Origin of the sequence: Rhodocytophaga rosea (genome assembly GCF_010119975.1) — a bacterium.
Taxonomy (GTDB): Bacteria; Bacteroidota; Bacteroidia; order Cytophagales; family 172606-1; genus Rhodocytophaga; species Rhodocytophaga rosea.
In genome coordinates, this window is the sequence record NZ_CP048222.1 from 25,041 (window position 1) to 50,213 (window position 25,173).

Consider the following 25,173-nt stretch of genomic DNA (forward strand, 5'->3'; position numbering starts at 1 on the left):
AGAGGTAATTAAATTAACTACCCTTTTGCTTTACTTTTTTTGTGTATAATTTCATGGCAGGAGATCATCCTAATATGGCTATCATACAATCACACTTAACTTATCGTCCAATTTTTTGGAGAAAGTCCACTATTTACTTGGCGAAATGCTTTGTGTTTAAATTATAACTTTATAATGTTATGTATTTTATATTTTTTCTTATATTGGCTTTGCTTAAGAGTAATTTCATACATATAAGGTGTTACACTTGTAATAAATGGATAATTTATTCTCTTCCTTTAATGATACAGATTTGTGGAACCAATTCAGAAATGGAAGTGAAGAAGCCTACTCTTTCATCTATGAAAAGTATGTACCAGTCTTGTATAGTTATGGATATAGAGTTTATCCAAATGAAGAAATCGTAAAAGATTGCCTGCAAGATTTATTTGTAACACTCTGGCTTAGCCGGAAAAATCTGGGACCCACCGATTCCATTAAATATTATCTGTTCCGGTCACTACGGAGAGAAATTGCTCAGAAAGTGAATGCTGACCTTAATTTCACCAACGAATTCGCCAATCCTGTCTTCAAAAATACAGAAGCTTCTTTTGAAAATCGATTAATGGAGCTAGAAGAACATCATATAAGATGTAAAGAACTGGATGTAGCGCTTACTTACCTCTCCGACCGTCAGAGAGAAGCTATTTATCTCCGGTTTTACCAGAATATAGATTTCGCAGAAATTGCCACTATTATGGGAATCACTCCACGGGCGGTATATAAATTAATTTACCGGGCTGTAGATATTCTTAAGAAAATGTATACGCCAAAGTCTCTCTCTTCTTCTGCTTTACCTGTTATTTCCCGTATTGCAACAACCATTATTCTGCAACTACTCCTGCTTTAATAGCTACATTTCTGAATGTTCTTATCGGGGTTTAAAAATATTTATAAATTTTTTTCCCTATGTGTGGGTCATTTTGTTCCATTTTCCTCTTTATACATTTAAAGAAGAAAAAATAGGATAATATCCTGCTTTACTCTCTTCTCCACAGCATTTTTTATCACATGAACTACGACCAATATCAGTTAAACGATTTTCTAGTGGATGACTATTTCATTCAGTGGGTTAAATCACCTGATCCGCAGACAAATAGTTTCTGGAAACAGTGGCTGGAGAACCATCCGGAGAAAAAAACACTGGTAGCAGAAGCAAGGCAACTGATCATAGATTTAAGTATTCCGGGCAAGCTGCTTAGCGAAAAAGATAAATTACAACTCTGGGAGAGTATTAACCAACGTAGAAAGGCACACCCGTTTTCAGGGACAAATAAATCAAAGATAAGAACAAGTAAGCACCTCTATATTAATTGGTTGTATAAAGGTGCTGTTGCTGCATCAGTTACTGTACTGCTGGTGCTGGCTACCTGGCTAATCTGGGGAAAGCTCTATGATCATTCCCCCCTGGCACACATACATCGTACCCCATACAGCCAGATTAAAAATATTACTTTACCAGATGGTTCGCAGGTAGTGCTGAATGCCAATTCTTCGCTTCAATATTCCTCCGATTGGACAGACCAGAAAGACCGGGAAGTTCAGTTAACCGGGGAAGCATTTTTTGATGTAGTGAAAAAGCCTGGAATGGCCAATGCTCGTTTTGTTGTGCATACCAATGGCCTAATGGTGGTGGTACTAGGTACTCAATTTAATGTCAATAACCGACGCAATAAGGTAGAGGTAGTATTACAGGAAGGAAAAGTAAGCTTGTCTAAATCTGGCGAGATTCAAACGCCTGTTCTCATGGCACCAGGTGATTTTATAGAATATACACAAGGTACAAATCAGATGCATCGCAAAAAGGTAAATCCGCTGCTGTATTCTTCCTGGAAAGAAGACGAAATGATATTTGAGGCCAAACCTTTAATTGAAATTGCACAGATTCTGGAAGATACCAAAGGTATTCGGGTGGTTTTTGAGAATGATTCACTGAAGAAGCTTTCATTTACTGGTACATTACCCCATCAAGACATGGATAATTTTTTTTTAGTACTGTCTAAGTCGTTTGGGATAGAGGTTATAAAGCAAGGAAACCAAATTATGTTTCGAAATAAATAATCCACCAAGTTAATCTTTACCACTATGAGAAAACAAGTACGTCCAAAAGGACGGTGGGTACTCCTTTTTCTAATAAGTATAGGATTTACCCCGACCTTTGCCCAACAAGTGGCATTTGCACCACCAACGCCTCCCCATCAGCCCACGACAATACAACTGCAGGCTAAGCCATTAAAGGCTGTTTTAAATCAGATTCAAAAGGAGCAAAAGGTACGATTCAATTATAACAGCGACTTAATTAAAGATAAAACAATTTCATTAGACCTCTCCAAAGTTTATTTAAACAACATGGAGCAACTGCTGAATGTGGTTTTAAAACCTTATGGGCTAACTGTTGAAAAAATAGGAAATAAACGGTATGTGATTTTTCCCTTGCAAGCGCCTGCTAATAAAACAAGCCAGATTCAACCGCAAGAGCTTACACCAATCAATGTTTCCGGAAAAGTTACCGATCAGCAAGGAAGTCCACTGCCTGGTGTAACCATACTCATCAAAGGCACAAATACAGGAACGGTCACAAACACAGAAGGAGATTTTACCTTACAGGCAGATGAAAAAGATATCCTGCTCTTATCCTACATAGGTTTTGCCACGAAAGAAGTATCTGTAAATGGCCAGTCGAAGATCAATGTTCAAATGGAAGAAGATACCAAAGCCTTAGAGGAAGTGGTAGTAACCGGGTACATGACTCAGAAAAAGGCTGACCTGACAGGTTCTGTTGCCGTGATAACACCTGCTGTAATCGAGAAGAACAATTATTCCAATGTGATACAGGGCTTACAAGGCCGGGTGCCAGGTATGTTCATTACTACCGATGGAAACCCAGTTGGAAACGCAACTGTTCAAATCCGTGGCCTTACCTCTATGAGATCGGCCCCACCGCTGATCGTGGTAGATGGCTTGCCTACAAACATGAATCTGAGAGATATCAACCCAAATGATATCGCTTCTATGCAGGTGTTGAAAGATGCAGCTTCCGCAAGTATTTATGGGTCAAGGGCAGCCAGCGGAGTAATTCTTATTCAGACCAAGAACGGTAAAGCAGGAGAAACCAAAGTAACCTACGATGGATATGTGGGTGTTTCCAGCTTCATGAACAGGATTAAAATGATGAATACCCAGCAATATGGACAGGCCTTATGGCAGGCCGCTATTAACGATGGACGGGACCCCAACGAAGTGACGCAGATATATGATTTTGAATGGCACCGGGGTGATGACGGAATTGCTTTATTGGATAAAGTAAGCCCCATTGAGTGGCTGAATGCAGAAAAAACAATGCCCTCGGCTGATACGGATTGGTTTGACGCCGGCTCACAACTCGGATTGCAGAATAACCATAATCTTACCATCTCAAATGGAACAGATAAGGCCAGAACCATGCTTTCGCTCAATTACCACGAAAACCGGGGAACACAAATTCATACTGGCTTCCGCAGGTATGCCCTGCGGTTAAATTCTGATTATACTTTACTTAAAGACCGGCTGATGATTGGAGAGAATCTATCTGTTTCACATCTAAAGCTTAACGACCAGAACCATAGCCATTCTTTTCTCACAATGCCCCCCATTATACCGGTGTATACAACTGATGGAGGCTGGGGTGGAACAGCCTATAATCTGGGCATGGATGATTATAATAACCCAGTCAGGATGTTAACCCAGGGAAAAGATAATGGCACCAACTACACCAGAATATTAGGAAGCATTTATGCCGATTTGCGGCTATTTAAAGGATTACAGTTAAAATCATTGTTTGGAGCTGATTATACCTCAGGCTATTTCAGGCATATAGATTTTACCTGGAAAGAAGGTGGTGGAAAACAGGATATCATCAATGGGGTTAGAAACCGACAGACGCATGCCCTGACCTCTACCTGGACCAATACTTTAAACTATAATGTAAATGTAGGTAAACACAACCTTGATTTTCTGGCGGGAATTGAAGCCGTGAAATTTACAGCACAAGAAATGGAAGGCTACCGCCGGGATATTGAATTTGAGGATTACGACTATGCTTACTTAAATTCCGCCACCGGCAATCAGGAGGTGTACGGAACCGGCGATGAATGGGGGCTGCTCTCCTACTTTTCAAAGTTTAATTATGTATTTAACCAAAAGTATTTGCTATCTGCCACCATGCGTTATGACGGCTCCTCTAAGTTTGGCGTCAACAACCGGTTTGGCTTCTTTCCGGCTGTATCTGCAGGATGGCGGTTAAGTGAAGAGAACTTTTTAAAGGATAATGTTGGCTTTATATCTGACTTAAAACTGAGAGCCAGCTGGGGTAAAAATGGTAATTCCAATATCCCTACCAATGCCTTAGTAAATTACTATGTAGCTGATTACCGGGGCACAGGATATGGCCTGGCAGGTAATGAAACCGGTACCATCTACTCAGGATACAGAAGGGCGCATATTGGAAACCCGGATTTAAAATGGGAGGCAACCGCTCAAACCGATATAGGACTTGATTTTGGACTCTTCAATGGGTCGGTCTCCGGCTCTTTTGACTACTTCTATAAGGTAACCGATGGGATGCTTTATGAGCCGCCTTATATTGGTGCCATCGGAGAAGGGGATACCGCTGGATAAACGCCGCCAACATGACCAATAAAGGTGTTGAATTTATTCTGACGTATGCATCCAATCCATCCAATAAACTCTCCTACTCTATCAGCGGTAATATCAGTTCTTACCGCAACAGAATCGATGATTTGCCTGAAGAGGTGAAATACACCTATGGCGGCAATGGCTTGGATGATAACATTCTGGGCAGACCTTTGAACTCATTCTACGGATTTATTGCCGATGGGCTCTTTAAAACACAGGAAGAAGTGGATAATTCACCTGAACAACAAGGAAAAGGGCTGGGTAGAATCAGATATAAGGATTTAGACAACGATGGCCGTATTACATGGGAACATGACCGGACCTGGCTGGGCGTAAGTGACCCCGATTTTATGTATGGTGTTAATGTTACTGCCAAATATGGAAATTTTGATTTTTCTATGTTCTGGCAAGGATTGGCAGGGAACACAGTAAGAAATGATTGGAAAACATACAGTGACTTCTGGAATGTCTGGACGCAGAGCGGATTTAATCACCCCACCCGCCTTCTTGGCGCATGGTCTCCTTCCAATCCTGATTCAGATATACCGGCCCTTTCATTAATCAATCCAAACGACGAACGCAGGGTATCTACTTACTTCATGGAGTCAGGTTCATATTTAAAGCTCAGGCAAATTGAATTAGGTTATACCCTTCCGGTTCCTATCATATCCAAAATAGGCATGAAAGAATGCCGCATTTACGCCAATGCCCAAAACATTGTGAATATAAAAAAATGGTGGGGTAGAGATAAATACACTGGCATTGACCCTGAAAACCCAACGAAGGACGCCGAATATTCCAGCCCATATGTAAGACCCCAGATGTTCATTACTGGCGTACGTGTATCTTTTTAAGTATAAGTTTTATGAAAGCCTAAACAAATTATGAAAAGCATCAGGAATTATATCATACAAACAAAATTAGCGAGCTATTTACTATACGGGTTATTGATAGTTTCAGCAACTGGCTGTAAAGATTACTTAGAGGTGAATCCGAAGGGGATCATTACAGAAGAAAAGCTTGCCGCTCCGGAGTATACCGATGGTCTGGTTACAGCAGCGTATGCACACGGCCCCAGGGTACATACCTTTAGTACCATGAACCCCTGGATTTCCAGCCTTCGTTCGGATGATGCCTATAAAGGAGGGGGTGGTTTAGATGACCAGCCTGCCTGGTATCAGATGGAGGTGTTTTCATTGGTCAACCCGAATGTTGGTAATAATGATGGGGTGTGGTTCGCAGCTTATAGCGGTTTATCAAGGATCAATACAGCGATTAATGCCATCAATAAAATGGAGGAAGCTACTTATCCTGTAAAAACACAACGCCTGGCAGAAATGCGTTTTTTGAGGGGATGGACATATTTCAAATTAAAGCAACGGTATAAATGGGTACCGTTTTTCAGAGAAGAGGCGACCGGTAATGATATAAAGCTTATTTCTAACCGGCCTGATGGTGCCGTAAATGATCTGGAACTTTGGCAGAACATCTATGACGAGTTTAAGTTCGCTGCTGATAATCTGCCGGAATCTCAGGTAGAAGTAGGCCGGCCAACAAAATATGCGGCAGAAGCCTATCTGGTTAAAACCTTGCTGTGGATGGCCTATCCGCAGGATGATAATCACCAGGTTACCGGAATTAATACCCAGAAACTTACTGAAGCGCTTGACTATGCCAACAGCATCATTAACAGTGGCAAGTATAGCTTATCCCCTGATATTGGCCAGAATTTCATGCTGGAATACGACAATAAATCGCCGGAATCAGTCTGGGAATTACAGTTTACCATTGACGATGGTACGCCACGGGGTAACTTAAACGAAGGAAACGGACTCACTGCCCCCTGGTGGAACCCGTATTTCAGCTGCTGTGATTTTCATAAAGCATCCTATAACATGGTAAATGCCTTCCGGGTAGATGCCAATGGTTTACCACTATTTAAGACTTTTAATGAGGAAGAGATCACCAACAAACAAGTGTACTTTGCTAATAATAATTGGGACCCCAGATTAGGACATACAGTGGCTATTCCAGGCTTTCCATGGAAATACCAGAAGGTATTATTCGATAGTGCCGGATCAAGGCAACCTTCCACCTATGGATACTTTCATTCCATGAAAGAGAATGTGACTACAGATAGCCCTGGCCTGCATGATGAATTCTGGATGTTTAACTCCAAAAATCAGCAGGAAGTACGTTTTGCGGAAGTGCTGTTATGGAAAGCCGAAATATTGATTCAGCTCGACAAACATCAGGAGGCTCTTCCCATCATCAATCAGTTAAGGGAAAGGGCTGCAAATAGCATAAGTATGATAAAGTTACCTAATGGTAACCATCCGGTTAAGTATTCGGTAGCACCCTATGTGGATGGCGTGAATGTAGTATGGGATAAGAATAATGCATGGGAGGCATTGATGTGGGAAAACAGGCTTGAAATGGCCATGGAGGGCCGACGGTTCTATGACCTTGTCCGCTGGGGAATCGCTGCTGAGGTGATGAATGCGTATTTTGAGAAAGAAAGGCAACGGCGTTCATGGCTGAATGTTGCTTTTTTCACCAAGGGGCGTGATGAATACTTGCCCATTCCACAAGCGCAAATCAACTGGTCACAAGGCCTGTATAAACAGAATCCCGGCTATTAAAAATTAATAATTTTATTCTTTGTCTTATGAAAAAATCCCTCTATTATATTTTAATCCTATGTGTGTTATTCTGTGCCAGTTGCCGGGATGAAGACATAATTCTTTCAAAACCAGGTGAGCCGATAGCGCCAGTTACCAATATGCAATACTCTGTCGCTGAGGACAAAGTTACCCTTACATGGGATCTTCCTACCACCATACCTGAGGATATAGTTAAACCTATTGCTGTGCTGGTAAAGGTTTCGGTAGATGGAAGAAATGCTGGCACCTATGTAATAACAGATGCGCCTGTAAGCTATACGTATTCACCTTATGATCCCTCAAAACAATACCGCTTTACGGTTAAAGCCCAGGGAGATGTTAACACAACAGATCCTCATCGTTCCAAGTTGCGCATATCTCCTGGCCATACAATAGCTTTCTAACATACATCTGTTTGTCACCATATGGTGTGGTGGCAAACAGATGTATGTTAGTAGAAAAGAATGGTATCCATGCTTGAGATGCAGCATTTCAAACACCATACCAGCAGAAATTTACATATACAATTCACATTACAATTTATCTCCTGGCGAATATTGTAACACCATAATACTAACAACCTAAACTTAGTAAATAGATTATGACTTTACCCCGTTTGCTTATTTTGACGCTGCTACCTCTTTTGCTAAATCAAAATTCGTATAGTTTTACCCCTGATCCCAGCCATACAAAAAGTAGAAAGATGGCTTCTGTTACCAGAGAATACACCTTGCAGGCAACCATGCTTGGCTACTTTGGCCCAGATGGCAAACGAAATCCGGTGCTGCAGGCCAATAAGGGCGATATGGTACGCATCCAGATTGTGAATGGTGAAAACATGACCCACGATATCGCCCTGGAAAAAATGGGACTGAAAAGCAAAACGCTGGCACAGAAAGGAGACACCACCAGCATTGTATTCAAAGCCGATCAGAGCGATACCTATTTCTGTTCCATTCCCGGACACAGAGCTGCCGGGATGGTAGGCAAATTTGAAATAGTAGAAGGAGCCATTAATACAGAAGTTGTGATCGCCGGGTTTATCCCCAAAAAGAATAACAAAGCCTTAAATCTTGGTTTTGAAAATGGGACAACTAATGACTGGACAGCCACAGGTGATGCCTTTACGGATGCGCTGATATCCCAGGACCCTTCTCCGGTACATGAAAACGACCAGCGGATCAATATGTCCGGGAAGTATTTTATTACCAGCGGCGGTACGAAAAATTACAAAAGAACCGGTACACTCTCTTCCGTTCCCTTTACAGTTACTCATCCTTTTGCTGCTTTCAAAGTTTCCGGAGGTGCTTTGCAGGATACCAGGGTAGAACTGGTAAGAACAGATAATAATGAAGTTTTCTTCCAGATCACTGGTTCCGGACGGGCTACCTTGCAGCCGGTAGTGGTGGATTTATCTGACTTGCAAAACAAGGAAATTTTCATCCGGCTGGTAGATAATGAAACCGGCATTTCGCAGATTCCTTATATTGGGGATGATAAATTTGCGCACATCAATTTCGATGATTTTCAGTTTTATTCCACCCGCCCCAATTTCCCGAACGAACTTAAGCAGACAGATATTATTATTCTTCCTCCCCTTGATCCTATTGTGCATTCCGGGCTTTCCGGAACAGAAGCCGCCAAAAGTATGACCACGCAACAAGGCTTTTCTGTGAAGCTGGCAGCTGCCGAACCAGATGTGATCCGGCCGATTAGTTTTACCATAGATGCCAGGGGAAGGCTTTGGGTGGTTGAGGCGCATACCTATCCCATCCGCGCTGCAGAAGGGAAAGGCAAAGACCGCATCCTGATCTTTGAAGATACCAATGGGGATGGCAGCTTAGACAAGCGGATTGTTTTTACAGAAGGCCTCAACCTGATCAGTGCCATCGAAGTAGGTATGGGAGGCGTGTGGCTGGGTTCGGCACCCCATCTGCTGTTTATTCCCATAGATAAATCCGGCGATAAACCAGCTGGTCCGCCGCAGATCCTGCTGGATGGATGGGGCTATGAAGACACCCATGAAATGCTTAATAATTTCCGCTGGGGACCAGATGGCTGGCTGTATGGCACACATGGGGTATTTACACACTCGAATGTAGGCAAACCAGGAGCACCAGACTCGGAGCGTACCAAACTCAATGCCGGTGTATGGCGCTTTCATCCCACCACCAAAAAGTTTGAATTGTTTGCCGAAGGAACCAGCAATCCGTGGGGCATTGATTTTAATGACTATGGCCATCCCTTTATCACCGTGTGTGTGATTCCGCATATGTTCCATGTGATTCAGGGAGCCAGGTACCATCGTCAGGCAGGCAAGCATTTTAACCCCTATACCTATGATGATATCAAACAATCGGGTGACCATGTACACTGGATCGGCGACAGAGGTCCACATGCCGGTAATTTCCGGTCTAATTCCAAAGGCGGTGGCCATGCCCATGCCGGTGCGATGATCTATCTGGGCAGCGAAAACTGGCCTAAGGAGTACCGCAATCATATTTTTATGAACAATATCCACGGAAGCCGGGTAAATTTAGATCTGCCCAACCGCAAAGGTTCCGGCTATTTAGTGAGCCATGGGGAGGATTTCCTATTGACCAATGATACCTGGTCGCAGTGGCTTAACTTCCGTTATGATGGCAGTGGCTCTGTATTTGCCATCGACTGGTACGATAAAAACCAGTGCCATAGTCCTAATCCGGATGTGCACCAGAAAACCATGGGACGTATTTTCAAGATCAGCCATGAAACGGATAAATGGGTACAGGTGGATCTGACCAAAGCCTCTGATATGGAACTGGTCAATTATCAGTTGCATCCCAATGAGTGGTATGTACGCAACGCCCGTGTCATTCTGCAGGAAAGAGGCGGAAATAAAAAAGTCCACAAAGCACTCAAGAAGATATTGAACGAAAATCCGGATGTAACCAGACAACTCCGGGCGCTGTGGACATTGCATGTTACCAAAGGATTGACTGAGAAAGACTTGCTTCCTTTATTATCTCACCAAAATGAATACATGCGCAGCTGGGCGGTTCAACTTTTATCCGAAGACAACAATGCTTCGGATGCAGCCCTTACCCGTTTTGCAGAGTTGGCTAAAACTGATAACTCAGCCCTGGTACGTTTATATCTGAGTTCTGCCATCCAGCGGACGGCACCGGAAAAAAGATGGCCTACCCTGGAAGCACTTCTTCAGCGTACCGAAGACAAAGACGATCATAACCTGCCTTTAATGCTCTGGTATGCTTTTGAGCCCACAGTGCCTACAGATATAAACCGGGCAGTTGAACTGGCTATGAAGGCAAAAGTGCCGCAGGTATTGCCCTTTACCATTCAGCGGGTAGCGGCTCTCAACAATGCGGAATCTGTTAAAACCCTGCAAAGCCTGCAACAACGCTTGGAAAAAATGGAGCACTCCGACCAGAATCATGAAGTGCAAGCACTGATTAAGAAGGTATTGGAGCCGAAATAAATGTTCATCTGCTGATAGTTAGCAATAATAGTTCTGAAATTCAATACAGATCTTATAACTACAAAAAGACCTTGAATAATAATTTAAGGTCTTTTTGTAGTCAAGTTATATTAAAATGAGTCATCAATTAGAAAATTGATAAATATAAGTCCCCCAAATTTTCAAACAGCAATACAATAGAAAAATCAATTTGCTGAAGTTTCAAGAAATAAGAAGTTAATTTACCCCCCCTTTAGTGATACAGGAAATAATTCATTTATAGGGAAATTTGGCTGGTAAACTGTCAAGCTATATTAGGAGAAGACCCTTGTATAAAACCTTCTTTGCATTCCTTTGCTGAACTCCTACACACTTGACTCTATGGTCACCGTTAAAAAGTATTTTCTTATAGTAATTTATTTTGCTCCAAATACCTAAAAATAACGTGAGATCGGAGATAGTTAAGCGACCATAGCATTTTGAGCAATCATCCACTGCTGGGGATAAATACTGACAGCCGGTTTTGTAGGATAAAAACAGTAAGCCACCAAAGCGGCCATCCTATGGGCAAAGGCATTCACCGGCGAGCGATGCCTGCTATGTTCAATGTTGGCTACTTGTTTGTGAAGGGCGATCACCGATGCAATCATGCCCCTTTTTGCCAGATAATCTTTTTGATAAATGTCCATAGAAGGGGGCTGTTTGCTGTTTTTTCTTGCTTTTGTGATCAATTGTAAGCCTTCCTGTTCAACAAAGGCTTTCTTTTCAGCATTGACTATATAGCCTTTATCAGCAAAGATACTACCCTGCAAACCTTTGGTGAGAAAAAACAATACTTTGGGTCTGGTGTCTGAAACCGATGCCTTACTAAAGTAAAAGCGCAGCAGTTCTCCTTGGTGGTTGAGCAGGATATGGTATTTGAAACCGTAGAACCAGCCTACAGAAGTCTTGCCCCAATCAGCTAAGCCCTTGAAGGTGCGATGCTGATGCACCCGTTTGGGATGGCAGACTTGCAGAGGGGAAGAATCCATGTAGTAAATGCCTGTGTGGGAAGCCTGCCCACAGCGGCTTTTCAGCAACAAACTCATAGGCAACATCGCTCTGGGGATGAGTTCTAAAAAACGGTGGTAAGCCACCAGATCGGGAAAATCCCTGCGTAATTGTTTGCTTACCATTTGTATATAGTAGCTTTTAAAGGTTTTATAGCCTGAATAGTGATAGTAAATCAGGATGGTCATCACTTCACTCAAGGTTAATTGACAAGGGTAAGGCTTTGTGTAGTAGCCTTGCTCTTTGAGGAGTTGCAGCAGAAAAAGAGAATTTTGTTTGCAGAATTCATCCACTTCAAAGTATATTTCTGTAAGCATAGCAGCAAGGCTTAGAGTGATTAACATCTTAAGACAATGCTAATTTACTCTTTCTCTCTGCTATGGCATATCTCCGATCTCACGTTAAAAATAGGTATTGTGTATAATAAATGCTTTTGCGATATTGAAAGTAATAAGGTTCAACTATATCAGCTATATTCTAAAAGCAGATCCAATACATAGTTCTGCCTACTGCCCACCAGCAAACATGGATAGATATTTTTTTAAACTGTAGTTAATTTTTTCTATCACGCTTAGAGAACGTTTTGGAAGAATAAAAATAGGGTAAAAGAAAGAATCAGTGAGTAAACTTGAGGTGTCTAATCATCAAGTTTATGCAAGAAAAATTCTCTGCGCTCACTGACCCTGAATGGGAAGTTATCAAGGAAATAATTGATAACCAAAGAAAGATTAAACATGAAAAACGGGTGATAATCAATGCACTGCTTTGGCTGCTAACTACGGGCAGCCAATGGCGCAATATGGAAAGTAAGTACCCACCCTGGCAAACCATTTACTATTATTTCAGGCAGTGGAAAAAGCGGGGCATTATTGAAGAGTTGTTAGCTTTTTTAGCAGGCAGAGAAAGAAAAAAAGCAGGCAGACAAGCCCTGCCAAGCGTGTTAGCTATTGATAGCCAAAGTGTTAAGATTATACAATTTACCAGTCAGGATAAAGGCATAGATGGCAATAAAAAAGTGAATGGCAGAAAAAGACATCTGGCTGTGGACTGTTTAGGTATCCCCTGGGCGGTGCATATTACAGCTGCTAATATATCAGACACCACAGCAGGATATGAGTTAGCAGCTAAGTTGAAGGGCAAGTCCGCCCGCCTGCATACCCTGAAAGCAGATAATGGCTACACAGAGACTTTTGTGGAAGAAGTGAAAAAACAATATGGATGGAGTGTAGAAATTGTACAAAAGCCTGAAAGCGTGAAAGGCTTTGTCCCGGCAGGGGGCCGTTGGGTAGTGGAACGTAGCTACGGATGGCTCAATTTTAAGCGTAGGTTGAGCCGTGATTTTGAAAAAAGCACAGAAAGTTCGGAAGCCATGCTACAATTAGCCTTTATTGATACTCTGCTCAAAAGAAAAACCGAATAATATTTCAAAACATTCTCTTAAAACAGACCCTTATGAAACTCAACAAAGAAGCCATTCCGGTAGCTATGCAAGCACCAGGAACCATCATGAGAAACCTGCCCGGTTATGGAGGGATGACAGTTGCCTTTAATCAAATGCCGGCAGGCACAGACCTTGGTCCCCTATTGCAAGGATTACAAAATAATAGTTGCCAATGCCCACATTGGGGATATGTCTTGGAGGAGGAGATAGTGATGAAATATGATGATGGGACAGAAGAGACCTTAATGACCGGCGATGTTTTTTACATGCAGCCAGGACATATGGCTGTGGTTAAAAAGGATCCAAAATTAATTGATTTCAGTCCTGAGAAACAACTCAAGGAAGTATTAGACCATGTTGCTAAAAAGTCCACTTTTTGGGGGAGGTCCACTTTTAGGCGTCAATCATTTCCTGTAAACTGATAAAATAATAAGATCATTCTTTCTATATTCTGTCAAATATCTTTTATGTTTTTACTTCCCTATAGCAATGGATGCCAAAGAAATACTCAAACAGTATATCGCTAAAACTATTTCCTTATCAGATGAACAGTTCGATTACTTCTTTTCGCATTTTAAGCCGCAGGTATTCAAAAAAGGCCAAACGATCATTGGCGCTGGTGATAAGTTAGATTCGGAATATTTCGTAATTAATGGATGTTTAAAGACATTTTACATCAATGATGAGTTGAAAATGTATATTCTTCAATTCGCCATGCCTACCTGGTGGGCTTCCGATTATCATGCGCTCTATACAGGCAACAGATCAACGGTGAGTGTAGATTGTATCACAGATGCAGAGGTTCTTTGTTTGAAGACGGAGGACCGGGAAAAGCTTTGCCGTGAGATACATGCCATTGAACATTTTTTCCGGTGGCGCACCAATATGGGGTACGTAGCTTCTCAAAAACGATTATTATCTTTAATGAATAATGATGCCAGACACCGCTATGAGGAACTGTTGAAACAATATCCACAGCTCTATAACCTCGTCCCCAAGAATTTAATTGCTGCCTATTTAGGTGTATCCCGCGAGACCCTCAGCCGCCTGTATCACTCCCAAAAGTGATCTATATCACATACTGTTACACTTTTTACGAATGTGACATAGGTCACGCAATCCTTTTCTTTTCATCCTGCACCTTTGTGTTGTTCATTTAAACATCAAGAAAATGGAAACACAACAATTTAACATTATCGGCTCCCAAAGCTTGGTTGAATGGGTGGGCCGCAAAGTAACAGGCGCCCATAATGGCACGATTGCTATCAAAGAAGGAACCCTGACTTTCAAAGATAATCATCTTTTAAGTGGGAGATTCGTAATTGACACAAGGTCAATTAAAATTCTAGACATCACCGATCCTGTAACAAATGCACAATTTGCCGGGCACTTAGCCTCTGATGACTTTTTTAGTTCAGAGCAATATCCCGAAGCTATTTTTGAAATTAGCTATGCCGAGCCCATTAACAAGGGAGCTTATCATGTTACCGGTAACCTAACGATCAAAGGTATTACTCAACTAATCAGTTTTAATGCGCAGGTAGACCGTTCTGGCAATACGGTTACTGCTTCCGGCAAAATCACAGTAGATCGTACCAAATTCGGCATTAAGTTTCGTTCTGGTAACTTTTTCCAGAACCTGGGCGATACTTTGATCTATAACAATTTTGATCTCGGTACACACCTTACTGCACAAGCGGCTACGCAACCTGAAGTAACTGCTCAACCTATTCACGCTTAAACATTACTGCCATGCCTTATATTAAAATTGAAGTAACCCGTGAAGGTGTTTCCAGGGAAAAGAAACAAGCCCTCATTAAAGGAGTAACCGAGGTGATTACCACTGTACTCAATAAAGATCCATATCTAACACATGTAGTCATTCAGGAAGTGGATTTAGATGATTGGGGATATGGAGGCGAACAAACATCTGTCCTGAGGGAAAAAGGAATCACTGCCAACAAAAAGTAAATCGTATCCATCATGAAAAAGCAAACAGTTATCGTTACCGGTGCATCTTCCGGTATCGGGAAAGAAGTAGCCCGCTACTTCTTAGCAAAAGGCGACAACGTCGTTATCAACTCAGCAACTGCCTCTAAACTCGAAGAAACCTTTCATGAGCTGGGTGCAGGACCCAATCTTGCCTTCGTAGCCGGAAATATCAGCGACAAAGCCACCGGTGAACTGCTGGTAAAAACAGCAGTAGATAAGTTTGGCTCGGCAGATGTACTGATTAACAATGCAGGCATCTATGAAAACAAACCTTTTCTGGAAGTAGACGAGGCCTACCTGGACCGGTTTCTAAGTACCAATCTGAAAGGAACGTTTTTCACTACACAGGCAGTAATTCCACAAATGTTAAAACAACACGACGGCGTGGTAATTAACATTGGCTCACCCCTGGTAGAACATGCCTTAGGCGGCGGTCCATCCACAGCCCCCATCGCAAGCAAAGGAGCCATTCATGCCCTTACCATTCAACTGGCCGCTGAATTCGGAAAATACAATATCCGCGTAAATACCATTGCAGCAGGTATTATCCGTACGCCTATGCATGGCGAAAATGCCGATAAGGCTGCAAGTTTGCATTTGATTAACCGCATTGGTGAAGTAGAAGAAGTAGCACAAATGGTATACGCCATCGCAACAAACAAATATGTGACTGGTGCGATCATCCATGTAGATGGCGGTATGGGCGCAGGACATCATCTAAACTAATAAAATCTTTCTTTACCGGCTTTTACAGCCATAGAATCGCAGAGCATAAACATATAACCTAATCCTACAGATGAAAACCATTGACGAAGAAACAGCGGCTATCAAGCAAGTGCTGCAAGCGTATTATTTTCAGGGAATATATGAAGGCAATGTGGAATTACTCAGGGAGGCTTTCCATCCGGGAACATTACTCTTTGGAGATATAAACGGTCAACCCTATGCCAAAACCCTTGATCAATATCTTACCGGAGTGGCTCACCGAACCAGCCCCAAAGATTCTGGCAAGCCCTACCAAACTGAGATTATTTCAATTGACGTTATTCAATCAATCGCCATAGCAAAAGCGCAGGTAAAAATGTATGAGTTTAATTATTATGATTTCCTATCTTTTCATAAAATTGATAGAAACTGGGTAATCGTGAATAAAATGCTCACTCATATAGAAGCCTAACTCTGCATATAAGCCATCAGTTAACACTAAAACCATGTGGTATAAAACAAAAGTAACAGAACTGCTTGGAATCCAGTATCCGATTTTGCAAGGCCCATTTGGTGGCGGACTATCGACTGTCGAACTTACGGCAACCGTTTCAAAAATGGGTGGTTTAGGCGGATATGGTGCTTACACTATGTCTGCTCAGGAAATCTACGAGATGGATAAGCAGATCAAAGCAGCAACAGATAAACCCTATAATCTAAACCTTTGGGTTTCAGATACCGATGCAGTCAATGGCACAGTCAGTGATGAACTCTATGAAGGGGTTAAAGCACAATTTAAGCCTTATTTTGACGAGGCAGGAATTGAGCTACCTTCGAAACCGCCTCCATTTAAATCCCGGTTTGAAAATCAGCTGCAAGTAGTACTGGATATACGCCCCAAGGTGTTCAGCTTTATGTTTGGTATTCCTTCAGCAGATGTGTTAGAGCAATGCCGCAGGCGCAGTATTAAACTGATGGGTGCGGCTACTACCCTGGATGAAGCCCTGGCAGTCCAGAATGCTGGGGTAGATATGATCATTGCCTCAGGTTTCGAGGCTGGCGGTCATCGCCCCTCTTTCCTGGCTCCAGCTGAGCAGTCGATAACCGGTACTTTTGTGTTAGTCCAGCTGATCAAGGAAAAAGTGAACCTGCCTATTATTGCCGCAGGTGGTATTGCCAGTGGAAGAGGTATAGCAGCAGCACTTACTCTGGGAGCAGATGCAGCACAAATTGGCACTGCCTTTCTGGCTTGTGATGAATCAGGTGCGCTTCCAGTTCATAAAGAGGCTCTGTTCTCTGAGGCTGCCAGGTATACCATGTTATCACGCGCTTTTACCGGACGGTTAGGCAGAGGATTAAGTACGCCACTTGCCAAAGATTTGGCTGGCAAAGAGAGCAGTATTCTTCCGTTTCCCCTGCAAACCACCTTCATGTCTTCGTTAAGAAAGGCCGCACTCGAAAAGCAAAAATTTGATATGGTGCTGTTTTGGGGAGGCCAGATAGCGCCTATTCTTAAACATCGGAAAGCCGCAAACCTGATGAAATCGCTTGTAGAAGAAACAACCCAACTCCTGAGCATCAGAAATCCTGCATAATGCCACCCGGTTGGGCACTCTGGTCCATATTCTGCCGATGAAAAGATGGATAAAAATAATTCATCCAAAACTTTTAAATGACCGATCGGTCATTTATATTTGTATCATCTATTACAAGAATATGACAAAGGCCGAACGAACCAAACAATTAATCATTGAAAAAGCTGCCCCACTTTTCAATACCAAAGGAGTGGCAGGTACTTCCTTAAGTGATATTCTGGAGGTGACTAAACTGGCAAAAGGAAGCCTATACGTACACTTTGAAAACAAGGAAGAACTGGCGCATGAAGTAGTCAATTATCAGTTGAAGAAGTTGTCTGAAAAGGTAGAGGCAGCCATGAGCAGACAAAAAACAGCTAAAGAAAAATTATTCTCCTATATCGATCTCCATCTAGACCCTTTAAATCCTCCTATCTTAGGAGGCTGCCCTTTGCTCAACTTCGGTATGGAAGCCGATGATACAGATGAAGTTATTTGTAAGAAAGTACATATGCTCATTGAAACCGCTCAACAAAACATACGCACTGTTATCGAGAAGGGAATTGCCTCCGGAGAATTTAAACCAGACTGGGATGCACAGGAGTTCGCTACGCAAATGTTCGCTATGGTAGAAGGTGGAATTATGATGTCGAGGATAGCAGGAAACAAAAAAGCAATGCAATCAATTGCCCGCTCTTTAAAAAAGGAAATTGAAGAAAAAACAGCATAAAAATTTTTAATCAAAACATGACCGATCGGTCATAAAAGTAAATCAAACTAAAAATTATGAAAGCAATGAAACAAAAAATTGTCTTTGCCATGCTGATGGGGATCATCACGACTGGTATTGTGTCCTTTACACTCATAGGAGTAAATAGAGGATATGATCCCGGGTTTGCCTCGATCTGGATGAAGTCCTGGGTTATCTCTTACTTGATTGTAATCCCCATTATTCTGCTTGTTTCACCCAGCATTCAACGTGTAGCAAGTTATTTATGTAAGGAGCGGACGTATGCCACACAAAACGAATAAGGCATTTTAATATACATTTTTATCTAGTAAACAATTAACCAATACAACCATGGAAACTTATCAAGTAAATTCCGCCATTACGAGTAAAACGCCTGAAGCCACCTCTCAGACTCCATTTAAAAAAGCTATTTATACCGCTAAAACCCATACCATAGGAGGCCGCGAAGGCGCATCCCGCAGTTCAGATGGTCGCCTGGATATTAAACTTTCAACGCCCGGCTCAGCCCGTGTAGGTACCAATCCCGAGCAATTGTTCGCCGCCGGCTGGTCTGCCTGTTTCGAAGGAGCTATAGGCAAGGCCGCAGCAAATAGAAAGATAAAACTTCCGGCTGATACAGCGATCGATGCGGAAGTAGATTTATGTTTAGTTGATGGCGAGTATTCGCTACAGGCACGCCTCAATGTTAGTTTGCCGGGTTTGGATCATGAAGTAGCACGCATTCTTGTAGATGCTGCACACCAGATCTGTCCCTATTCTAAAGCCACCCGTGGGAATATTCCGGTTGCCATTAACCTGGTTTAAGTGGACTTGCAACAAAATTGTGGACAATAAATTAAGCAACTAACACATATTGATTTAAAAGTTGCTCCATCTGGGCTGGTGTTCTATATCCCAGAGAGGAATGCAGTCTTTTCCTGTTGTACCAGATTTCTATATATTCAAAAACAGTGGTAGCCGCTTGCTGCTGATGGGCAAACTTATAATCATATACACATTCCACTTTCAGGGTCTTAAAGAAGCTTTCTGCGACAGCATTATCCCAACAATTCCCTTTTCGACTCATGCTTGGCTTAATAAGAGGATATGTACCTAATTCTTGCCTAAATTCATCACAGGCATACTGTATACCCCTGTCTGAATGAAATATTAGAGGTTGGATCACGGGCCTGTTTTTTATAGCCATTTTTAATGCTGCTATTGTCGTCTCTTTGGCCTTCATGGTTTTACTCAAGGCGAGAGCCAATAATCTTTCTGTCTGCCAAATCCAGTACCACCGTAAGATATAGCCAACCTGTAATGGTTCTGATATAAGTGGACCCGATGCTGACATCGTCTGCAGGTCCATGTCTGATACCCAGGCCTGACCTGTTGCATTAGCTGTAAAATTTCGATCCAGTAGATTTTCACTCACCGGATAGCTATGCTTTGAATCCGTAGTGACCTTATACCTTTTAATTCTTTTTGCCCTAAGCTCAGCCTGCTTCATTAAGCGGGCAACCCTGGGTCTGGAAACTGAAATGTTATTCGCTTTCAAGGCTTTACTGATTCTTGGGCTACCATAGGTCTGGCCACTCTCCTTATGGATCACTCTGATCTGTTGAAGAATTTCCCGGTTCTCTGTAGCTCGTTTAGATGGCTCACTGTTTATCCATCCATAATATCCACTTTTACTTACTTGAAAGGCTTTGCACATCTTCTCAATGGGGTATACAGTGTGATTATCCTTTATGAATTGGAATATCTCCCATCGTTCCTGGAAAAGATGCTGACCGCCTTTTTTGGACCTGCCTACGTTGTGAGCATCGGCTCCATATCCCTTTCCATTTCTGCATCCTTTAATGCCTTCTTTAGACGGGCTATTTCTGCTTCTTCAGGGGTTTGTTTTGGTTTTCCATGGCCAGGAAAACTTCCCTCCCTCTTGTCTAAAAACTCACGGCGCCAGCGATAAATCAATCCAATTTTGATATCCAATTCTTTAGCCAGATCTACTAAATTTTTTCTGCTCTTACTAAGTTCAACAGTCATTAGTTTGAACTCCTTGTCGAATTTTCTTCTTTGTCCCATTTTCATTAAGTTAAGTATTTTCTCTTAACTTAATGTCCACCCAAATGTAGCAAGATCACATAATAGATACTCTCTTTATTGCACAGCTAAAAAGAAAAAAACAATCAGGAGAATAAAAAAGTAATGATACGGATTTTGTAACAATTAAATCGCAGGTTTATATACACAACTTTACCGAGGGAAAGTAAAATAGATAACTCTTTTTGTTTTTGAAAAATCTGCAAGTAAACAGATTATAGTGAATGAGTAGTCAGAAATTAGTTAAGTTAAAATAACACACTCTTTTTTCTTTACTTATAAAATATCCTATTTCATGAGGGGAGGTCAAATGTTTGAAATGGTTTTACATTAACCCTCAAAAGCTAATTCATAACTAGACCGTAAGATATATCTTATATTTGCATTATTCATTAGAATTATTTGAGCGAAATTGTGCACCTGCCCTATGTGCCCAGAGTATGTGACTGTAAACATGATCGTATTTTCTAATGAATAAAATTGCATGAAAAAAACTTTCCTTACACTCTACTTACAACTTGCATTATTTATCCCACTGTATTTTGTTACCGCTTGCACCTCCAATCAACAGACGAGTAACCAGCAATCAACCGGGCAGCAAAACCTGCCTGCCAATCATACGCCTATACTTCCTATACGGTCACCTGAAGACCGGGAAAATTACGAGGCTTCCAGGCTGAGAAAGACAGAAAAACGCTTACAAACTATGCAAACACAAGCTTTATCAATAGAGGAGGTAGAACAGTTTTGCAAAGAGTATTATTTGCCAACCGTTTTCTCAGGGTATGAAAGTATGCAGGATGAATCGGATTCACCTTTTTATGGGATAACTAACTGGAATCATGTCCGGATAGAATGGCATATCAGCGAAGTAAAACAAGATCCAGTATTGCCCAGAAAATTCTACATCAGCGGAAAAAGACGCCTGGATGACCAGATTGTGCCCTTTGAAGGTTCATTTAGCATAGATTCTATGTATAAGGTTTCCGATGAAAACATAGACGAAGCCATGCTGGAACAAGAAGGTTTTAAAGCCCTTTATACCGCCAAAGGAAATTTTTCCTGTGACGAACCCTCAGAAGGAGAAGAAAACGGCAGCAACTGGGGAACGCTCACCATCGATTTAGCCGTACGACGGCAAGCGTATCCCTACGAAGAAAATGAACTCGACACCTGGCAAATATTGTACAAGCCAGGTACCTATCCTGAAGGGCTAGGTTTTGTGGGCATATGCAAAGGTGCAGGTTTCCAGATAAAGGGCTTATTTACCTATTATCACATCAAAAGAAGCAGGGAAATTCTGATTGCAGAAAACCTATTTATGATTATGGACGACTTTCTTCCGGATTTTATGTCTGGCAATCCTAATCCCCGCATCAATTCCAAATATCATGTCCTGGGCTGGGATGAATCTGTGCTGGAAGGCTCAGATAACTGGTGGGAAGAAGCAGAAGGTAGTGAATAGCAAGCTCAATAGTTTGACATAAAACCAATAATTTCTTGAAGCATACAAGCAATGAAAACAGAAAGATGGAAGTATGTATAAATCAGGCAAACGTATGTGGCTAATTCTGGCTGTTGGACTAGTTGTACTTGTACTATCCTTGATGCATATGTTGGTCATCCATTCATCGGTGCAAGGCAAACTGGTTAATCATACATCTTTACCAACTGATCAATTCAGCTGGCAGGGCGAATGCGAATGTAGCGGACGCAATCCTGTGGACTTGAATGTATTTCGTTCTTCTTACAAAACTTGTGGCAGCAAAGCTTTTGTAAGGGTAATAAACGCAGATGGAACCTATGCACTTCCTGGTGCTACCTTCTTTTCGGCTTTGTTTAATAAAAAAGTCACCTGGAATACTTATTTGTATGAAAAAGAACATATCCTGGCTTCTCATATTTTTGAAACCAGCAAAAATAATACTCTTCCGCCAGTGCATGTATATGAGCAAATAATATGTTTGTCTGTAAGTGGGGAGGATAAGGCATTTTTTCAACTACTCAGCCAAACCTTGCCAAGGAAAATTGAACTTGAAGCAGAAGTTGGTTCTAAACAACACTTTTCTTTGCAACAAGTATTACAGCAAGGAACAATAACATTTTCCAGACTGGAAACTTCCTTCGCTTATCCGGATACAGCATATACTCATATACAGATCACCTGTACACAACGCAATAGCGGGCTTTTTTTAAGCAGTTTGCTGGATACAACTGTTTCTTACCAAACCGGAAATATTTTAAACCTAGAATTACCCAGAGATGAATTTATCAAGGAATTGCTACGTATCGCTGTGCATTACAGGCTTATGGAATGTATAAAAATGCTTCTGTCGCAGCCAGGATACCAGGCATTGGTAACTGCCGATATATGGGAGGAGGTATGTAAGGGAAATACTTCCATAGCTGATGAGAATGAATCAGAGAAAATAGCCAGCTTGCTGATTGAAAGTGGGGTAAATCCTACTTTGAAAAACCGGCATAATTATACACTGCTACATGAGGCTGTTGAGCATAATTCTTTGGCAATTGTACGTCTGGCGCTAAATCATCAATCAGAAATCAATACACCTGCTGGTCAGGAAACGCCCTTGTATAAAGCGGTAGAGAATATGAGTTTACCCATGGTACAGTTACTTGTAGAACATGGCGCTTTTCTGGAAAAAGGATATGTTCCTGACTATGCCTACGAGTTACCGATTTCTCCTTTGTACAAGGCAGTGGAGAATATAGCTTATAGTACTTCTGTACAGGAACAGGAAAAACTGTTGTCTATTATACAATATCTGGTAACCAAAGGAGCCGATGTGCAGGCTAAGCCAAGTCCAGAAGCTAAAGGAATGCCAGAAGTGATCAAAGAAGGATTTTCATACCAGCTTGCGCCTTCCCAATCCCAATTGCAGAAATCGCTTGAATACCTATTACAGCCTTAACTAAATATCCAACAGGAGCTTGATAGAAGTAATGCTACTTCCGTTTCAGGCTATTGTTGTATTGATTCAGTAAAGAGATAATCTCCTGGTTATTAGCGCTTTTTGCCATCTCGAGAGCTGTTTTGTTCTCTTTATCTCTTAAAGAAATATTCGCTTTATGTGAGAGCAAAAGTTCTATCATTGGCTTATTGGTATGAAAAACAGCATCCATTAAAGGTGTCCAACCATCCCCATCCTGTATATCCGGGTTTGCCTGATGAGCCAGCAACACTTTTGTCATTTCATAATTATCCGCACAAACGGCAATATAAAGAGCCGTTCTTTGATCTTCTGATCGCTGGTAATTGATATGGCTATTTTTCTCAAGCAGCCAACTGGTAAGGGTCAAATTATCTTTTGAAACGGCTGTTAACAAAGCCTCGCTCGCCTCCAGGTCAGGATGTTTCTCTAAGAGAGCCTGTACTTGCGAAGCCTGTTCTAAAGAAACCAGCACACTCAGTAAGTAAGGCGTAGGCTGAATCCGTATTTCAGAAGCAAATCTATTATCTCAGGACTCTTAATATTGCTCAGATTCGCCAGTATTTTTTCATTTATTTTCGCCCCTTTTTTCAGTAAAAAAGCTGCCATTTCTGTTTTACTTTGTAAAAGTGCTTTGTGCAACGCAGTATATCCTCCTTCATCTGTCGCATCTACTATGACTCCTTGTTCCAGCACTAATTGAAGGATACCAACCTGGTTGCTTTCCAGGGCAGCCATTATATCTTCTGCTTTTTCTACTTTGGCACCTTTTTCCAGTAAGAACAGGCAAATATCTTTCTTTCCATACCTGGCCGCCTGGCGGAAGGGTGTATTGCCATCTCCGTCTTCTGCATTTATGTTTGCTCCTTGCTCTACTAAATATTTTACCACTGTGAGGGTATCCTGGCTGGCTTGCATCAGGGGGGTATAGCCTGCATAATTTTCTGCATTCAGGTTAGCACCTTTCGATTGAAGCAGTTGTAGCAGGGATAAAACTTTTTCTCCGGGCGCATAGGCAACTACCTGGTGTAAAGCTGAAATTTGTAGCTCATCGGCTGTATTTACATCAACTCCTTGTTCCAATAAGTACGATATCAATTCAGCATTTCCAGCAGCCGCCGCTTCCAGAAACAGGGCTTCATTGGTCTTCTTAGTATGTCCTAATGCCTGTTGCAGATATAAGAACGGAAAAACCTGTTTAGCATTTCCTTCCTGAATTACTTGAGCTACCAGTTGAGAGGAACCCAAATATATGATGAATGGAAAGACGGGGAGAATGATACAAAGAATCAACAGCCACTTACGCACCGCCACCACAGGAGGCTTTTGCTTTTCCCATAAAAGAAAAGGTATCAGCAGAAACTCTATACTCAATACTAAGAAAGTAGTTCCCAGAAACAAAGTATTATCTGCCTCCAATACTGCCCCCTGCACAACCATACTAGCCAGATAAGCCACCAAAATAGTAAGTATTCTAAAAGTGAATTTATTCACCCAATCCAGTTGCAGGATGGTTTTATGTTGATAGATGCGCCTGTGAATTAATAATGAACTGATCAGCAGTAAAATGAGCGCCGTAAAGCCACCCAGCCAGAATAGATAATATAAAGAAGCAGCCAGCAGTAGTAAGCCCAGGGCTACTCCCAGTAAAATGGCAGGAGCGAACTGAGAATACCTGGAAAGTCCATAAGCAACCGCTGTTACCAGCAAGGCTATCAGAATAGCTATAAATATCATATTCAGCGCATGAATATATACTTCATACCAGCTCATTTACTGGCAACTTAGGAA

23 protein-coding genes and 1 pseudogene are annotated in these 25,173 nt (G+C 41.8%); 20 read left to right on the forward strand and 4 right to left on the reverse strand.

Annotated features, from left to right (window positions below; all coding sequences use genetic code 11):
* The first annotated feature begins 256 nt into the window (after positions 1 to 256).
* The 7 genes from GXP67_RS00155 (at position 257) to GXP67_RS00185 (ending at position 10,854) form a co-directional block, all read left to right on the forward strand.
* Positions 257 to 889 carry an RNA polymerase sigma factor gene (locus GXP67_RS00155; RefSeq protein ID WP_162441285.1) on the forward strand — a complete coding sequence of 211 codons (633 nt, stop codon included), beginning with the start codon at positions 257 to 259 and terminating at the stop codon, positions 887 to 889.
* Between the two features lie 161 nt (positions 890 to 1,050).
* Entirely contained in the window at positions 1,051 to 2,100 is a 1,050-nt protein-coding gene (locus GXP67_RS00160) for a FecR family protein (RefSeq protein WP_162441286.1), read from the forward strand.
* Positions 2,101 to 2,124: 24 nt separating this feature from the next.
* The gene (locus GXP67_RS00165; RefSeq protein ID WP_162441287.1) at positions 2,125 to 4,695 is read left to right on the forward strand and encodes a SusC/RagA family TonB-linked outer membrane protein; all 2,571 of its coding nucleotides are present in this window, start codon (positions 2,125 to 2,127) and stop codon (positions 4,693 to 4,695) included.
* Between the two features lie 11 nt (positions 4,696 to 4,706).
* Positions 4,707 to 5,567, forward strand: a complete 861-nt coding sequence (locus tag GXP67_RS00170; protein WP_162441288.1) for a SusC/RagA family TonB-linked outer membrane protein — start codon at positions 4,707 to 4,709, stop codon at positions 5,565 to 5,567.
* Between the two features lie 30 nt (positions 5,568 to 5,597).
* The gene (locus GXP67_RS00175) at positions 5,598 to 7,355 is read left to right on the forward strand and encodes a RagB/SusD family nutrient uptake outer membrane protein (RefSeq protein WP_162441289.1); all 1,758 of its coding nucleotides are present in this window, start codon (positions 5,598 to 5,600) and stop codon (positions 7,353 to 7,355) included.
* 26 nt (positions 7,356 to 7,381) lie between these two features.
* Positions 7,382 to 7,780, forward strand: a complete 399-nt coding sequence (locus GXP67_RS00180) for a DUF4945 domain-containing protein (RefSeq protein ID WP_162441290.1) — start codon at positions 7,382 to 7,384, stop codon at positions 7,778 to 7,780.
* A 299-nt stretch (positions 7,781 to 8,079) separates the two neighbouring features.
* A complete protein-coding gene (locus GXP67_RS00185) occupies positions 8,080 to 10,854 on the forward strand; it encodes a PVC-type heme-binding CxxCH protein (RefSeq protein ID WP_232065316.1) in 2,775 nt (924 codons plus the stop codon).
* A 440-nt stretch (positions 10,855 to 11,294) separates the two neighbouring features.
* On the opposite strand, the gene GXP67_RS00190 is transcribed toward GXP67_RS00185, so the two are convergent.
* Positions 11,295 to 12,200 (reverse strand): IS982 family transposase, encoded by a 906-nt coding sequence (locus GXP67_RS00190; RefSeq protein WP_162441292.1) that lies wholly within the window; start codon positions 12,198 to 12,200, stop codon positions 11,295 to 11,297.
* A 335-nt stretch (positions 12,201 to 12,535) separates the two neighbouring features.
* Here GXP67_RS00190 and GXP67_RS00195 point away from each other — a divergent pair, with 335 nt between their 5' ends.
* From GXP67_RS00195 to GXP67_RS00245, 11 genes are all read left to right on the forward strand, one after another.
* Positions 12,536 to 13,303 (forward strand): IS5 family transposase, encoded by a 768-nt coding sequence (locus GXP67_RS00195; RefSeq protein WP_162441293.1) that lies wholly within the window; start codon positions 12,536 to 12,538, stop codon positions 13,301 to 13,303.
* A 32-nt stretch (positions 13,304 to 13,335) separates the two neighbouring features.
* On the forward strand, positions 13,336 to 13,746 hold the full coding sequence (locus tag GXP67_RS00200; RefSeq protein WP_162441294.1) for a cupin domain-containing protein: 411 nt from the start codon (positions 13,336 to 13,338) through the stop codon (positions 13,744 to 13,746).
* A gap of 67 nt (positions 13,747 to 13,813) precedes the next feature.
* A complete protein-coding gene (locus tag GXP67_RS00205; RefSeq protein ID WP_162441295.1) occupies positions 13,814 to 14,392 on the forward strand; it encodes a Crp/Fnr family transcriptional regulator in 579 nt (192 codons plus the stop codon).
* A gap of 103 nt (positions 14,393 to 14,495) precedes the next feature.
* Positions 14,496 to 15,065 carry a YceI family protein gene (locus tag GXP67_RS00210; RefSeq protein ID WP_162441296.1) on the forward strand — a complete coding sequence of 190 codons (570 nt, stop codon included), beginning with the start codon at positions 14,496 to 14,498 and terminating at the stop codon, positions 15,063 to 15,065.
* An 11-nt stretch (positions 15,066 to 15,076) separates the two neighbouring features.
* Positions 15,077 to 15,295 (forward strand): tautomerase family protein, encoded by a 219-nt coding sequence (locus tag GXP67_RS00215; protein ID WP_162441297.1) that lies wholly within the window; start codon positions 15,077 to 15,079, stop codon positions 15,293 to 15,295.
* Positions 15,296 to 15,307: 12 nt separating this feature from the next.
* Positions 15,308 to 16,042 (forward strand): SDR family NAD(P)-dependent oxidoreductase, encoded by a 735-nt coding sequence (locus GXP67_RS00220; RefSeq protein WP_162441298.1) that lies wholly within the window; start codon positions 15,308 to 15,310, stop codon positions 16,040 to 16,042.
* A 70-nt stretch (positions 16,043 to 16,112) separates the two neighbouring features.
* Complete coding sequence (locus tag GXP67_RS00225) at positions 16,113 to 16,493, forward strand: nuclear transport factor 2 family protein (protein WP_162441299.1); 381 nt, start codon at positions 16,113 to 16,115, stop codon at positions 16,491 to 16,493.
* Between the two features lie 34 nt (positions 16,494 to 16,527).
* On the forward strand, positions 16,528 to 17,616 hold the full coding sequence (locus GXP67_RS00230; protein ID WP_162441300.1) for an NAD(P)H-dependent flavin oxidoreductase: 1,089 nt from the start codon (positions 16,528 to 16,530) through the stop codon (positions 17,614 to 17,616).
* 121 nt (positions 17,617 to 17,737) lie between these two features.
* A complete protein-coding gene (locus GXP67_RS00235) occupies positions 17,738 to 18,325 on the forward strand; it encodes a TetR/AcrR family transcriptional regulator (protein ID WP_162441301.1) in 588 nt (195 codons plus the stop codon).
* Between the two features lie 65 nt (positions 18,326 to 18,390).
* The gene (locus GXP67_RS00240; RefSeq protein ID WP_232064837.1) at positions 18,391 to 18,627 is read left to right on the forward strand and encodes a DUF2798 domain-containing protein; all 237 of its coding nucleotides are present in this window, start codon (positions 18,391 to 18,393) and stop codon (positions 18,625 to 18,627) included.
* Positions 18,628 to 18,676: 49 nt separating this feature from the next.
* A complete protein-coding gene (locus tag GXP67_RS00245) occupies positions 18,677 to 19,150 on the forward strand; it encodes an organic hydroperoxide resistance protein (protein ID WP_162441302.1) in 474 nt (157 codons plus the stop codon).
* Between the two features lie 31 nt (positions 19,151 to 19,181).
* Here the strand turns inward: GXP67_RS00245 and GXP67_RS00250 are convergent.
* Positions 19,182 to 20,419: pseudogene (locus GXP67_RS00250) on the reverse strand (IS3 family transposase).
* Positions 20,420 to 20,915: 496 nt separating this feature from the next.
* On the opposite strand from GXP67_RS00250, the gene GXP67_RS00255 reads away from it, so the two are divergent.
* Entirely contained in the window at positions 20,916 to 21,896 is a 981-nt protein-coding gene (locus tag GXP67_RS00255) for a hypothetical protein (RefSeq protein WP_162441303.1), read from the forward strand.
* Between the two features lie 148 nt (positions 21,897 to 22,044).
* Positions 22,045 to 23,364: an ankyrin repeat domain-containing protein gene (locus tag GXP67_RS00260; protein WP_162441304.1), complete on the forward strand. Its 1,320-nt coding sequence runs from the start codon at positions 22,045 to 22,047 to the stop codon at positions 23,362 to 23,364.
* A 34-nt stretch (positions 23,365 to 23,398) separates the two neighbouring features.
* Here the strand turns inward: GXP67_RS00260 and GXP67_RS00265 are convergent, their stop codons facing one another.
* Both GXP67_RS00265 and GXP67_RS00270 read right to left on the reverse strand, forming a co-directional pair.
* On the reverse strand, positions 23,399 to 23,857 hold the full coding sequence (locus tag GXP67_RS00265) for an ankyrin repeat domain-containing protein (protein ID WP_162441305.1): 459 nt from the start codon (positions 23,855 to 23,857) through the stop codon (positions 23,399 to 23,401).
* Positions 23,858 to 23,859: 2 nt separating this feature from the next.
* Complete coding sequence (locus GXP67_RS00270) at positions 23,860 to 25,155, reverse strand: ankyrin repeat domain-containing protein (protein WP_162441306.1); 1,296 nt, start codon at positions 25,153 to 25,155, stop codon at positions 23,860 to 23,862.
* Between the last annotated feature and the right edge of the window lie 18 nt (positions 25,156 to 25,173).